The organism is Methylomonas rhizoryzae, assembly GCF_008632455.1.
Classification (GTDB): Bacteria; Pseudomonadota; Gammaproteobacteria; order Methylococcales; family Methylomonadaceae; genus Methylomonas; species Methylomonas rhizoryzae.
This window is the reverse complement of record NZ_CP043929.1, coordinates 1,646,336-1,660,220: the sequence shown is the minus strand read 5'-3', so window position 1 is coordinate 1,660,220 and position 13,885 is coordinate 1,646,336. Positions and strand designations below refer to the sequence as shown.

At 54.5% G+C, this 13,885-nt stretch carries 11 protein-coding genes; 4 read left to right on the top strand and 7 right to left on the bottom strand.

The window, feature by feature from the left end:
• Positions 1-4: 4 nt before the first annotated feature.
• From atpB to mnmG, 6 genes are all read right to left on the bottom strand, one after another.
• Positions 5-769 carry a F0F1 ATP synthase subunit A gene (gene atpB, locus F1E05_RS07645; protein ID WP_150047734.1) on the bottom strand — a complete coding sequence of 255 codons (765 nt, stop codon included), beginning with the start codon at positions 767-769 and terminating at the stop codon, positions 5-7.
• Positions 770-787: 18 nt separating this feature from the next.
• A complete protein-coding gene (locus F1E05_RS07640; protein WP_150047733.1) occupies positions 788-1,156 on the bottom strand; it encodes an ATP synthase subunit I in 369 nt (122 codons plus the stop codon).
• A gap of 287 nt (positions 1,157-1,443) precedes the next feature.
• Complete coding sequence (locus tag F1E05_RS07635; RefSeq protein WP_150047732.1) at positions 1,444-2,298, bottom strand: ParB/RepB/Spo0J family partition protein; 855 nt, start codon at positions 2,296-2,298, stop codon at positions 1,444-1,446.
• On the bottom strand, positions 2,295-3,071 hold the full coding sequence (locus F1E05_RS07630; RefSeq protein ID WP_150047731.1) for a ParA family protein: 777 nt from the start codon (positions 3,069-3,071) through the stop codon (positions 2,295-2,297). The genes F1E05_RS07635 and F1E05_RS07630 overlap by 4 nt, the downstream gene beginning before the upstream one ends.
• Positions 3,064-3,690: a 16S rRNA (guanine(527)-N(7))-methyltransferase RsmG gene (gene rsmG / locus F1E05_RS07625; protein ID WP_150047730.1), complete on the bottom strand. Its 627-nt coding sequence runs from the start codon at positions 3,688-3,690 to the stop codon at positions 3,064-3,066. Before rsmG ends, F1E05_RS07630 begins: the two co-directional genes overlap by 8 nt.
• Entirely contained in the window at positions 3,690-5,558 is a 1,869-nt protein-coding gene (gene mnmG / locus F1E05_RS07620) for a tRNA uridine-5-carboxymethylaminomethyl(34) synthesis enzyme MnmG (RefSeq protein ID WP_150047729.1), read from the bottom strand. The genes rsmG and mnmG overlap by 1 nt, the downstream gene beginning before the upstream one ends.
• Positions 5,559-5,626: 68 nt before the next feature.
• Between mnmG and F1E05_RS07615 the strand changes: the two genes are divergently transcribed.
• The 4 genes from F1E05_RS07615 (at position 5,627) to F1E05_RS07600 (ending at position 12,966) form a co-directional block, all read left to right on the top strand.
• On the top strand, positions 5,627-5,845 hold the full coding sequence (locus F1E05_RS07615; RefSeq protein ID WP_150047728.1) for a DUF7230 family protein: 219 nt from the start codon (positions 5,627-5,629) through the stop codon (positions 5,843-5,845).
• Between the two features lie 28 nt (positions 5,846-5,873).
• The gene (ribA, locus tag F1E05_RS07610) at positions 5,874-6,482 is read left to right on the top strand and encodes a GTP cyclohydrolase II (protein ID WP_150047727.1); all 609 of its coding nucleotides are present in this window, start codon (positions 5,874-5,876) and stop codon (positions 6,480-6,482) included.
• A gap of 7 nt (positions 6,483-6,489) precedes the next feature.
• Complete coding sequence (locus tag F1E05_RS07605) at positions 6,490-8,877, top strand: Lon protease family protein (RefSeq protein WP_150047726.1); 2,388 nt, start codon at positions 6,490-6,492, stop codon at positions 8,875-8,877.
• Positions 8,878-9,306: 429 nt separating this feature from the next.
• Entirely contained in the window at positions 9,307-12,966 is a 3,660-nt protein-coding gene (locus F1E05_RS07600; protein ID WP_150047725.1) for a PKD domain-containing protein, read from the top strand.
• A gap of 171 nt (positions 12,967-13,137) precedes the next feature.
• On the opposite strand, the gene F1E05_RS07595 is transcribed toward F1E05_RS07600, so the two are convergent.
• Positions 13,138-13,848 carry a rhomboid family intramembrane serine protease gene (locus F1E05_RS07595; RefSeq protein WP_150047724.1) on the bottom strand — a complete coding sequence of 237 codons (711 nt, stop codon included), beginning with the start codon at positions 13,846-13,848 and terminating at the stop codon, positions 13,138-13,140.
• Positions 13,849-13,885 lie beyond the last annotated feature (37 nt).

The window sequence follows — 13,885 nt, the reverse complement described above, 5'->3', positions numbered from 1 at the left end:
TCGGTTAATGATCTTCGCAGGCCAAGCTGAGATAGACGATGGTCAACACCATGAAAATGAAAGCTTGCAGCGTAATGACCAAAATATGGAAAACGGCCCAGGGGAAACCCAACAACGGTTGCACGATGGGCGGCAACAAGGCAATCAAGATGAATACCAATTCGCCGGCATACAGGTTTCCGAATAACCGTAGTCCCAAAGAAATCGGTTTAGCCAATTCTTCAACTGTTTTTAACAACAAATTGAAGGGCAGCATTTTGGGGCCGAATGGGGTGCACGTCATCTCCTTGGCAAACCCCCACCATCCTTTGACTTTGATGCTGTAAAAGAAAATCAACAAAAACACGCTGATAGACAATGCAAACGTACCGTTCAAATCGGTACTGGGGACCACGCGCATGTATTCCATGCCCATTAAGCCGCCTATCATCGGCAATAAATCGACCGGCAACATGTCCATCGCATTCCACAGAAATACCCAGCAAAAGATGGTCAGCGCTAAAGGTGCGATCAATTCGCTACGTCCGTGAAAAGTGTCTTTGACTTGTGTATCGACGAATTCGACGATCATCTCGGCAAAATTTTGCGCCATCCCAGGCACTCCGGCGGTAGCTCTTTCAGCAACCGATTTGAAGAACCAAATAAACAAACCACCTAGTACAGTGGAATAAAACAGGGTATCCAAGTGTAAAGTCCAAAACCCCTCGCCAACCGACAGCGGAGTTAAATGATGGACAATATAACCGGTAGCACCACCTTCACTAGCCATTTTTCCTCGCTATAAATTTCAATCGCGCCAGTAAAATAACGCGAATCCAAAAACAGATAATACGGCTATATAGCCTGCCAGCAGAGTCGGAAAATCCACCCAGGGCAACCGCACAGCGACCGCAAACAGCGCGGCAGTCAATATCAATTTGATTGTTTCGCCGGCATAAAAAGCCTGAAGAATACCGGACGCTTCGCCCTGCCTGGCAAGATAGACCTTAAGTGCGAAATAGGAGTTAGGCACTATAGCAATCGCCCCCCCAATCAACGGAGACAATGCCGATTTCCAATCGCCTATCACTAAAAATCCTGACGCCACTATGGTAGCCATCAGGATTTGCGCATATATGATTTTGCCGATTGTAGAAAACCGATTTTCAACTACCATTTCAACTCTCTACGACCGTTAAGCGTCGAAATTATAACTAGCCCTCATAGGCAAAGCAAGGAGGCATCGCCTGCAGAACATGCACCCAAGGCGCGCTCCACACGGACAAGACAGTTATAGTTTAACACTTCAAATCTTGGCTGCATAAAATAAGCAAAATAAATGCCAATATACAAGTTTTTGATTTATATTAAAAATACCTCCTGATCCATCACCAACCTGTCATAAACCACACAATTTATCAGGCTTTGTCGTCGTAATCGCTACAATCGACAACAATTTCATTACTAATGAATTTTATTGATAATCCCTTCGAGCTCCTCCAAGGAGGTATAACCCACCACCAACTTGCCTTTGCCGTTGGCTTGATGCTGAATTTCCACTTTCGCACCTACTCGCGCGCTTAATTCTTGCTGTAGCCGCACGATATCCGGATCGGCTTTGTTCCCGGTTGCCGCCGCCTTCTCTTCGTGCAATTGCTTGACCAGCTTTTCAACCGCCCTAACAGTCAGACCTTGTTTGACCGCCTTTTGGGCAATCTCGATTTGCTTGCTCTCTTCCAAGCCCAACAAGGCCCTAGCATGCCCCATTTCCAACTGACCTCGGCTAAGCATGGTTTTTACTTCGACAGCCAGATCCAACAAGCGCAACAAATTGGTCACGGTTGTCCGCGATTTACCTACCGATTCGGCGATTTGCTGGTGAGTCAATTCAAATTCATCCAATAAACGATGCAAGGCTTCGGCCTCCTCCAACGCGTTTAAGTCTTCGCGCTGGATATTTTCGATCAAGGCCACAGCCATCATCGAGCGGTCGTCTATGTCTTTAATCAACACCGGAACTTCCGCCAATTCGGCCAATTGAGCAGCCCGCCAACGCCGCTCGCCGGCAATAATTTCGTATTTTTCCGCCTCGATTTTGCGCACCACGATAGGCTGAATAATCCCTTGCGCCACAATGGAATCGGATAATTCCTGCAATTTTTCCGGATCCATATCTCTGCGCGGCTGGTAGCGTCCGCGCTGCAAAAATTCGATAGGCAACTTTTGTACGTCTTGCGGCTTCTCGGGCGCAGGCGCAGAGACCGCCTCCCCCAACAACTCGCTCAACCCCCGCCCTAACCCGCGTTTTTTTTGCATCATTTTTTCGCTGCTTTTTCTCGTCTGATCATTTCGCCCGCCAATGCGATATACGCCACCGCACCGCGAGAGGACTTATCATAAGCCAGCACCGGCACCCCGTGACTGGGAGCTTCCGCCAACCGGATATTTCGCGGTATCGTAGTCCGAAACACTTTATCGCCGAAATACTCCAGCAACTGGTCGGATACATCTTTGCCCAAGCGACTGCGGTTGTCGACCATCGTCCGCAAAATGCCCTCCAAAACCAAACCCGAATTCACCGAGTCGCGAATATTGCGCAAGGTCGCCATTAGCGACGACAAACCCTCCAAGGCATAGTATTCGCATTGCATGGGGATCAACACGCTATCCGCGGCGACCATGGCGTTTACCGTCAGCATATTCAGCGACGGCGGGCAATCGATCAACACGTAATCGTATTGCGCCTTAACCGGCAACAAAGCATCCGCCAGCCGCCGCTCCCGGTGCTGAGCGCTCATCAATTGCACTTCAGCGGCGGTCAGATCGGCATTACCGGGAATCAGATCGAAACCCAGTTCCGGATTTTGGATCACCACCCGCCCGACCGACACTTCCTCCAGTAACAGCTCGCAGCTGGAATGCTCGATATTGTCCTTGTCGACCCCGCACCCCATAGCCGCATTGCCTTGCGGGTCGAGGTCCACCAACAGCACCTTGCGCTTGGTGGCCGCGAAGGCCGCCGCCAAATTGACGCTGGTCGTGGTTTTACCCACCCCGCCTTTTTGATTGGTGACGGCAATAATTTTAGCCATGTGCAGCCTTCTCCAATCGAATTAAACACCGCTCGGCTTCGACACCGGGCACGGAAAGTGGTAGTACAGCATATTGCGAATTCAACATGATTAACTCGTCTTCGGGCAGCTGCCCTTTCATGGCCAAAAGCACGCCGTTTTCCGCCAACAGATGACCGCTTAATTTCAGTATGTCGCTCATGGCCGCGAACGCCCGGCAGATGACGGTAGAGCATAAGGGTTGCAGCCGTAATTCCTCGACCCGCCCGTGCACGACTTCGACATTGCGCAACTTCAACTCCAATACCGCTTGCCGGACGAAACGGGTTTTCTTCGAATTGGTATCGATCAGTACAAATTGAAATTCCGGCAAACATATCGCCAGCGGAATTCCCGGCAAACCCGCGCCGGTACCGACATCCGCCACCTTCGGCGGCTTAAGGTGAGGCAGCACCGTCAGACTATCCAAAATATGCAGATCGACCATTTGCAGCGGATCGCGCACCGCAGTCAGGTTGTAAGCCTTGTTCCACTTCTCGATCAACTTAACGAAATCATAAAGTTGCGTCTGCTGCCGTTCGGACAGGCTTAGCCCCAGAGCCGCCAGCCCGTCGGCCAATCTTACCCGGCAAGCCGTCATCAAGCGCTTTTCTTTTTCAAATGAACCAACAACAGCGAAATCGCAGCCGGAGTCACCCCGGGAATGCGCGACGCTTGGCCCAAGGTTTCCGGACGCTGTTTTTTCAACTTTTCACTGACTTCGTTGGATAGACCGGACACCAAACTGTAATCGACATTTTCCGGCAAGCGCCAATGCTCGTAACGTTGCGTGCGGTTGATTTCGGTCTGTTGCCTGTCGATGTAGCCCGCGTATTTAGCTTGTATCGCCACCTGCTCCGCCACGTCCTCGGCAACCTCTATTTCGTCGGTGAAACGCAGCAGATTCTCTACGTCGACTTCCGGCCGCCGCAACATATCCATCAAGCTGGCTTCTTTGAGTAATTTTTTACCCCAGTATTGTTCGGCCAACCCCGCTTCGTCGGATTCGGCGCGTATCCATTTTTTCGCCAGCTTGCCTTGCAAATTGGCAATCGCCTCGCGTTTTTCCTCGAAGCGCTGCCAGCGACTATCATCCACCAAGCCGAGTTCGCGGCCTTTTTCGGTCAAGCGCAAATCGGCATTGTCCTCGCGCAATTGCAAACGGTATTCGGCCCGACTGGTAAACATTCGGTAAGGCTCCGAAGTGCCGCGGGTAATCAAATCGTCAATCATCACGCCGATATACGCTTCTTCCCGGCCCGGACACCAGCTTTCCAAGCCTTTGCTCAAACGGGCGGCGTTCAAGCCGGCAATCAAACCTTGCGCCGCGGCCTCCTCGTAACCGGTGGTACCGTTGATTTGCCCGGCAAAAAACAAGCCGTGCATATACTTGGTTTCCAACGAGGCTTTCAAATCGCGCGGATCGAAAAAATCGTATTCGATGGCGTAACCGGGCCGCACGATTTCCGCATTCTCGAACCCCAACATGGTACGGATAAAACGGTACTGCACGTCAAACGGCAAACTGGTCGACACCCCGTTCGGATACACCTCGTTGGTAGTCAGCCCCTCCGGCTCGACGAAAATCTGATGAGAGTCGCGCTCGGCAAACCGCACGACTTTATCCTCTATCGACGGACAATAACGCGGACCGACGCCTTCGATGATACCCGAATACATCGGCGACCTATCCAACCCCGAGCGAATGATGTCGTGAGTTTGCTCATTGGTACGAGTGATATGGCAGCAGATTTGCTTCGGGTGCTGATCGCGACTACCCAGAAAGGAGAACACCGGCAGCGGGATATCGCCATGCTGTTCTTGCAGCTTGGCATAATCGATGGTGCGACCGTCAATGCGCGGCGGCGTCCCGGTCTTTAGCCTACCGACCCGAAACGGCAACTCGCGCAAGCGTTCCGCCAAGGCGATAGAGGCCGCATCGCCGGCGCGTCCGCCGCTGTAGTTGTCCAGGCCGATGTGAATGCGCCCGCCTAAAAACGTGCCGGCAGTCAGCACAACGGCTTGAGCGTTGAATTCCAAGCCCATTTGAGTCTTGACCCCTATCACCCGTTCGCCCTGCACCAGCAAGTCGGATACGGTTTGCTGAAACAAAGCCAGATTGGGTTGATTTTCCAGCGCGGTCCGCACCGCTTGCTTATAAAGCTGGCGGTCGGCTTGGGCACGCGTCGCCCGCACCGCCGGCCCTTTGCTGGCGTTCAAGATGCGAAATTGTATGCCGCCTTTGTCGATGGCTTGCGCCATGATGCCGCCCAAAGCGTCGACTTCCTTGACCAAATGCCCCTTGCCTATGCCGCCTATCGCCGGGTTGCAGCTCATTTGCCCCAGGGTTTCAATATTTTGCGTCAACAACAAGGTCTGCGCGCCGCAACGGGCCGCCGCCAGCGCTGCCTCTGTGCCGGCGTGACCGCCGCCGACTACGATTACGTCAAAGTCTTTCTGGAATTTCACAGGCAATTTATGTTCAAATACACGGTTCGGAATAAGCCCACATTTTAATAGCTTACAGAGAAAAAAGCATGAAAAAACAACGCAAAGCCAAACTCGGCGGCGCTAGCCCCGTCAATAACCCGGTCGCCAAGTTCGCCGGACGCTTCAACAAGGCACAAATTTTCGCCGACAAGCGCCAATACCGCCGCAAAGCCAAGCACCCCGGCGCGGAGCCTTTTGCAATCGTTTCAGCCGAGGCGATTGCAAAAGGCTCTGCCGCGACGCGCAGCACCGGTGCGGCACTCTGATCCGCCCCCGTTAAGGAATGCATACTCAGTGAAAGCAAGCATAGAAGACAAAGTTCGAACCCGGATTCCCACCAAACACGGCGAATTCATTCTGCACTACTACAGCAACACCCTGGACGACAAAGAGCACGTCGCTTTAGTCAAGGGCGAAGTAGCCGACAAAAACAACGTACCGGTGCGCATCCACTCCGAATGCTTCACCGGCGACGTATTCGGCTCGCGGCGTTGCGATTGCGGCGAACAACTGGACATGGCTTTGGACATCATCAACCAAACCGGTTACGGGGTACTGATCTATCTGCGCCAAGAAGGCCGCGGCATAGGCTTGTTGAAAAAACTGCAAGCTTACAACTTGCAGGATCAAGGCCTGGATACCGTGGATGCCAACATCCACTTGGGCCATTTGGCGGACGAACGCCAATACGACATCGCCGCGTTGATTTTGAACGCACTCAAAGTCCGTTCGATCCGGCTGATTACCAACAATCCGCAGAAAATCGACGAATTGACCAAACTCGGGATCCAGGTAAGCGAGCGAATTCCCATTCAAACCCACGTACATCACGACAATCTCGGCTATCTGAAAACCAAGATGGAACGCATGCGCCACTTACTGAAAGTGCCGGACAAAAAATAGCCGCCCGATGTTGGAACAATTGAAATTGCCGGCCTCAGCGCTCAAGCTGGCCGTAGACACAAACGACTTGGTGTTGCCGCACGCCGTGCGACCGCAAGGCATAGTCGGCCAACCGCGCGCGCAAGCGGCGCTAGCCTTCGGCATGGCCATGAAGGCGCCCGGCTACAACATATTCGTGATGGGCGAATCCGGGACCGGCCGTTTATCCTTGGTCAGTCAATACCTGACCGGTTTCGCCGAACAGCAAGACAGACCCTTGTGCTACGCCTACGTCGACAACTTCGAAAACCCGCGCGAGCCGGTGTTGGTGGAGCTACCGTCCGGCGAAGGCCATGAATTTTGCAAAGACATAGAAAAGCTGATAGACAACGTGCTGGCCACCTTCCCGGCCGCTTTCGAAAGCCCGAGTTACCAGCAAAAGCGCACCGCCATAGAGCGCCGATTCAACCAGCGCTATAACGCCGCGCTCGACTCGGTAGACGACAAAGCGCGCGAAGTCGGTGTAGTGTTGTACCGCGATAGCGACAGCATCAGCTTTTTACCGATACGCGACAACAAAGCCCTGGACGACGAACAATTCGCGGTATTGCCGCAAAGCGAACGCGACGCCTTTCACCAACACACCGAACAATTGGAAGAATATCTGGGCGAGGTATTGTTGGAATTGCCCCAGTGGCGGCGCGAACTGGCCGACGCATTGCGCCAATTGGACACCGACACGATCAAGCAAGCCTTAGAACCTTTGTTCACCTCGTTGAACGACAAATACCAAAACGTCGACGACGTCATCACCTATCTGGCGGAAATCGAGAAAAACCTGGGCAATACCGTCGGCGACATCCTGCTGCCCAACCGCAACCCCGATAACAGAGAGCATGCGGCCAAACGCCTGCAGCTGATAGAACAATATCTGCCCAACATCCTGGTCGATTACAAACACGACGACAGCGGTGCCCCGGTGGTCTACGAGCCGCATCCCACTTACCAGAATCTGTTCGGGCGCATCGAATATCAAAACGATCAAGGCACTCTGGTCACCCATTACCGGCGCATCTGCCCCGGTTCGCTGCACCGCGCCAACGGCGGCTATCTGATATTGGACGCCGAAAAAATCCTGACCTACCCCTTCGTCTGGGAAGGTTTGAAGCGCGCTTTGAAAGCCGGCAAAATCGAGATCGAATCGCCGTACTCGGAGTTAGGCGTCAATACCATTACCCTGAAACCCGAGGTGATTCCGCTCAACGTCAAAATCGTACTGGTCGGCGCGCGCGACACCTATTACCTGTTGGAAGAGCTGGATAGCGAATTCAATGAAATGTTTCGGGTCTTGGCGGATTTCGACGATTATCTCAACCGCAATCCGGACAACTTGGCCCAATTCAGCCAATTAATGCTGAACCACGCCCGCGACGCAGGCACCCAACCCTTAACCGACGCCGCATTGCTGCGCTTGATCGAACACAGCTGCCGCGTGGCGGAACACCAGCAGCGCTTGTCGGCCCATGTCAATCAATGCCTGGAAATCATCGTCGAAGCCAATTTATGGGCCCGGCAGACCCACGCCCCCAACATCGACCAAGCGCAAATCGAGTTGGCGCTCAAGGCCCGCGAACAACGCAACGGCCGTATCGCCGAAGCCATACTGGAAGAAATGCTGGACGGCACCATTTTGATAGACACCGCCGGCGACGCGGTCGGCAAGGTCAACGGCCTGACCGTAATCGATATCGGCGACAGCAGTTTCGGCGCGCCGGCCCGCATCACCGCCACCGTGCATCCCGGTTCGCGCGGCATCGTCGACATCGAGCGCGAAGTGGAATTGGGACAACCCATACACTCCAAAGGCGTGATGATATTGACCGGTTATCTAGGTCATTGCTACGCCCAGCAATTTCCGCTGGCCATTTCCGCCAGTATCGCGATGGAGCAATCCTACGGTTACATCGACGGCGACAGCGCTTCGCTAGCCGAACTGTGCTGCTTGATTTCGGCGCTGACCCGGATTCCGATCAAACAAGGCATTGCACTGACCGGCTCGATCAACCAATACGGCGAAGTTCAAGCCATCGGCGGCGTCAACGAAAAAATCGAAGGCTTTTTCAAGCTCTGCGCGGCCCGCGGCCTGACCGGGCAGCAAGCCGTGATCATCCCCGCCTCGAACAAACCGAATTTGATGCTGAACCAGGAAGTTATAGACGCCGTCGGCAAAGGCCTGTTTGCGGTTTACACGGTCACCAGCGTTGATGAAACCCTATGTTTGTTGATGAATAGAGAAGCCGGGGTAGCCGACGCCGAAGGCAACTATCCCCAAGGTACCATCAATTTCGAAGCGGTGGCGCGCCTGAAACAAATCTCCGAAATGACCCAGGACGACGGCGAAGCCGGCGAAACCTAACCACACCCCCTATCTTCGCTTTCGTCTCCGACAACTCACGGTTGCAGGCTCCGTACCCCCCGCACATCCCTTTACCAAGCCTTACCCCAGCCTAGCCGCCGCCGTCCGTGTTTCTTTGTAACCCTCTCCTTCCCGCTTAGCGGTATTGACCGACCTGCTCGCGGCAAATACCGCAATGCTGTGGGAAATCACCTACTCCGCGGTCACCCGTTCGTCGACAATCAATCTATAGAATATTGATATTAATAAAAAAGTTTGTATTGGCACACTAGATGACTCCAAAAGCCCAGCCCGAACTCACCGTTCGGTCTGTTTCGCAAGCCTACGGCTTGCCAAAAGCGCCGGCCTTCCAAGTTCGAAGGCAAACAAGCCCTCTCAGAACCACCATGCAGCCGGCACCTTTCACAATTAAAAGAACGGAGTCATTTCATGCAACTATCGAACACTGCAGTCGGCCACCCCCGGCTAAGTCATACGGTATTGGCAATGATGATCGCGGCCAATCTTGCAATTCCCCTGCAAGCGGCCGAGGCGGCTAGTCCACCTAAGATCAGCGCGAAAGCCAAATTGGACAAAAAACTGAATAAACTGGTCGTCAACGGAAAAATCAAAGGGATTACCTCCCAAACGATGGTCAATGTTTACGACGTTTCTGACCATCGCTTACTGTATTCCGGGCAAAGCGATCAAAAATCGCGGTTTAACTTTCAATTCGCCCAAGACGCCATACCCTGCGGCCTGCAAATCGTAGTCGGCGACAGCAAAACCAACCTCGCGGTGCGTGGCGCCGACAAGACCTGCAAAGTCCAACCGTCTTGCGCCATCGACGGCGGAAACCGTTCTGTCAGCGCCGGTAGCGTGCAAACCTTTACCGTCGCACCCGGCAAGGGCAAAACCAATAAAAATCTGACTTACGCCTGGAGCTTCGGCGCCAACAATCCGCTGGCCGAAGACGGTACGCTAGCCGACGCCGCGACCGGCAGCTCGGTCAGCCATAGTTTCAGTCAACCGGGTTTGTACCGAGTTAGCGTGGAAGGCGCTAATAGCGGCGGCGACAGTTGCAGCGATGCCGTCACAGTGTCGGTCGCCCCGGCCGCGGGCAGCAATCCTTACGCTACCGTGGCCGAAGCGGCCGCCCGCCCCAAAACCGCAGCGGGCATGCCGAATGCGGACGGCAGCAACGACGAAAACGCTTACGTGGTGTTTCCGTTCGAAGAAATGGGCATGGAAGGCGGTAGCCAGATCAACATTCCGTTCAACCCGTTATTCCCGTATAACGCGATGAACGCCCAGGTCGTCCAAAAAATCGAGCACAAACCCGTCCTGGTTAACTCCAACGACATTTCGGTGTATTACTCGGCCGCCATCAATCCAACCGACCCGGCCGGCAACGATTCGATCAACTCCACCAGCCAAAACTTGTTTGCCGACGGCATCGGCGCTAACTTCGACTGGGACGCCACCGTCGCCGCCGCGTCCACGACCGGCGAGACTGTCTATAAAAACGGACACGAATTTACCAACGCCATCATCGCTAAAACCGAGTTTTGGGATAAAGCCCGTCAGCCGAATGCCGGCAAATTGACCACGCCAACGGTAGAAAAAGGCTTATCGCAAGCCGATACCCAAAACAGCGTGGCCGGAGCCGCTTTGATAAAACCCGATCAGGGCATACGCGGCAATTCGGACTCTGCGGCCGGAGTTCGAGAAATGCCGGGCATAGACAATCCCTACCAGGCGAACGAAGCCAAGCCTTTCGATTACACCGGCAATTTATTCGTGGCCCAAAACATCCCGCTAACCAACGTGGACGACCAAGGCCGCATCAACCCCTATCCGCTGTTGCGGGTCGAAGCCAAAACCGGCAACCAAACCGTGGCCGCTACCGACGGCGTGTATACCACCGCCTCCGAAACCGGCTGCGTCGCCTGCCATTACAAAGGCGAGAAAGGGTCGGACGACAAAGTCTGGCGCACCCCGGTCAGGATCACCGAGCTGGTGAATGCGGACGGCACACTGGGCCCGGCCACCGGTAAGGGCGAGTTTCCGTTCGAAGGCGCCGACCCCGATCCGGCGACTTTCGAGCTGACCGACGATCCTATTGCCAACTTTAAAGCTTACGGTTACGGTCCGGCGGTACATAACACCTTCGACAACAAGTTTCCGCTCGATCCCAGCCTGAAAATGCAAGCCGACGGTATTCAACTGGAATTCGACGCCAACGGCATCCGCAAAGACCGGGTAGCGGAATCGCGCTGGCTGAAGCCGGACGGCAGCACCGCTGAGACCAATCCGACTAACGATCCCAGCTGGAAATTGCAAATCCGTCTAGCGTTCAGGGACTCCTCTTACTACGGCGAGGATACCTGGCAAAACCGGGAAAAAGCCGCGCGCTGGAACACCATGTTGATGCACGACTACATGACGCCGATCAATTACCGCAATACCCGCGACGACATCTTCGCCGAAATTGCCGATGATCAGTACACGACCACGCGCAACACGGTCACCATGTGCGCTTCGCACCACGGCAGCACCCTGAAACTGGACACCGGCGCGGCGGCCTTGAACACCACCACGGTGTTATCGCTGTGGACCCGAACCACCCATGCCTTTCACGGCAAGATGCAAGTGTATAAGCGCGACGTCTCAGCCAGCGAAGCGGCGGACGGACAAGCCCATCAACAAGGCGAGCTGATTCGCAACGAGCGCGGCCACCCTATCATGCTCGGAGGCCGCGGCTGGGATCCGGCCAACCTGGACGCGCAAGGCCTGTATCTCAAAAAAGATACCGACGGCAATTACACGGTCAAACAAGACGTATTGCCGTTCTACCATCGCAACAACTGGGCTCCCGAGCAATTTCCCGCTCATGCCTTGGGCCGGGAAATGCTGCCGGTCGGCGAAAATATTGCTATGGAAGAAAACTGCTTGACCTGCCATACTGGCAATACCGAGAAGAGCTACCGCGATATCCACCATGCCGCCGGCATGAAATGCGACAGCTGCCACGGCGGCATGCTGGCGGTCGGCCAAAGCTACCCCAACGAAATGTACGACGGCAACCGCACTTACGCCGGCATGCTGGGCGAGGACGATCCGCATAGTCTGGGCGCGAGCGATTGGCGCCGGCAATGGATAGACGAACCCGATTGCGGCTCCTGCCACGTGGGCGATGCGAATCTGGATAAAGACGGCGAAGCCGGCTTGAATCATTACTTTAGTGCCGGTGCGTTAAAACAAGCCTGGCTGGACAACGACCCGTCGGCCGCATCCATCTTTCCGGTCAACGCCCGCTTTGCGGTGATGCCAAGCGTGGAAACCATCAAGGAAAAACAAACCGTCAGCGGCGTAACCAGCTATGTCGACCGGGACATTTCCCAAGCACTGTACCGGAAAAGTTACGACGTACACGGTAGCGGCGCCAACGGTAATTTGTATTGTTCGACTTGCCACGGCGGCTCGCATGCGCTTTGGCCTAACAAAGACCCGAACGCCAACGACAACCTAACCTCCAAGCAATTACAAGGTTATGACGGCAACATAGCCGAATGCTCGACCTGCCACATCAAGGACGACTTCAAAACCGGTTTGGTGGCCACTGCAGGACCGCGTAGCGTAGCGCAAGGCTATCGGGAAGGCGAAGTCGTCGCGCCGACCGGCTCCGGCAATGCCTACTTGGCCGGACCGCACGGCATGCATCCTGTTGGCGACCCCTACTGGTACGCTCACGCCGAGGGCGCCGGCACCAACACCAGCAAAGGCAAGCACAAGGACGAGCTGAACGGCGGCTGGCATAACGACATGGCCAAAAAACCCGGCCCGGACGGTGAAGACCAATGCGCGGCCTGCCACGGCGCGGACCACAAAGGTACTCGTTTGTCGCGCTCCTTAGTCAATAGGGAGCTGATCAACGCTAAAGGCAAAACCGTCAAGATCGTCAAAGATCAGGTAATAGGATGCGATTTGTGCCATAGCCTGCAAAAAAGCTTCACCGACGTACCGACCGGCCAAGCGCAACTGCACAAGCCACCGGAGCAAGCCGCCGTGAGCAGCCAATCCGGCGGTAACGGAACCGGCGGACATTAACCCTGCCCTGCTTGTATCTATCCCGGCGCCGAAACGTGACTAGCGCTTAGACGCCGGGATGCTAATCGGCTACCCGATTCGTCCCGGTAAGCGGAGCGAGCAGCATAGCCCGCCCCGCTTACATCCTTAAAATGTCCGTTGCCATTGAATCTCCCCCCAATACACTTGCGATTACTCTAACGCGGCCTGATCCATATCCCGCGCCGGCAATTTTTCGATGAACCAGGGATGAATCAGCGCGCCTACTACGAAGCCGCCCAAATGCGCCCACCAAGCGGAATTGCCGCCCACCCCCGGAAATACGGCGGATGCGGTCAGCTCTTGCAATTGCAAGATAACCCATACCCCTAAAAACGCGATGGCCGGAATTTCGAAAAACAGCGGAAAGAACAAGATAGGCACCACGATGGCCACTTGCGCATACGGAAAACGGAAAAAATAAGCGCCTAAAACCCCGGCTATCGCACCCGACGCCCCGACCACCGGTACTACCAAATTTTGCGAAAAATACCATTGGGCGAAAGTGGCCAGCAAACCGCAAATCAGGTAAAAGACTAAAAACCGACCGTGTCCCATCAAATCTTCGATGTTATCCGCGAATATCCACAGGAACATCATATTGATAGCTAAATGGGCCCAGCCGCCGTGCAAAAACAAACTGCTGAGAAAGGAAAAGTAATGATCCGGCGGCAAACCGAAATGCTGCGCCCACACCGGATTGGTATAGCGAATCGGCACCATGCCGTATTTGTATAAAAAATGCTGAGCCATGGGATCGGGCATCGCAATCATGGACAGGAACACCAACACGCATATGCCCATGATGGTCCACGTCACATAAGGCGTGATCGAACAAGGGATAGAATCTCTGATCGGTATCATTTGGGGTTTCCTTAAGTCAAGTTAGCACCCAAGTTAA

Coding starts and splice junctions, on each gene's coding strand:
- atpB (WP_150047734.1), bottom strand. CDS start 769: ATGGCTAGTGAAGGTGGTGCTACCGGTTATATTGTCCATCATTTAACT.
- F1E05_RS07640 (WP_150047733.1), bottom strand. CDS start 1,156: ATGGTAGTTGAAAATCGGTTTTCTACAATCGGCAAAATCATATATGCG.
- F1E05_RS07635 (WP_150047732.1), bottom strand. CDS start 2,298: ATGATGCAAAAAAAACGCGGGTTAGGGCGGGGGTTGAGCGAGTTGTTG.
- F1E05_RS07630 (WP_150047731.1), bottom strand. CDS start 3,071: ATGGCTAAAATTATTGCCGTCACCAATCAAAAAGGCGGGGTGGGTAAA.
- rsmG (WP_150047730.1), bottom strand. CDS start 3,690: ATGACGGCTTGCCGGGTAAGATTGGCCGACGGGCTGGCGGCTCTGGGG.
- F1E05_RS07615 (WP_150047728.1), top strand. CDS start 5,627: ATGAAAAAACAACGCAAAGCCAAACTCGGCGGCGCTAGCCCCGTCAAT.
- F1E05_RS07605 (WP_150047726.1), top strand. CDS start 6,490: ATGTTGGAACAATTGAAATTGCCGGCCTCAGCGCTCAAGCTGGCCGTA.
- F1E05_RS07600 (WP_150047725.1), top strand. CDS start 9,307: ATGCAACTATCGAACACTGCAGTCGGCCACCCCCGGCTAAGTCATACG.
- F1E05_RS07595 (WP_150047724.1), bottom strand. CDS start 13,848: ATGATACCGATCAGAGATTCTATCCCTTGTTCGATCACGCCTTATGTG.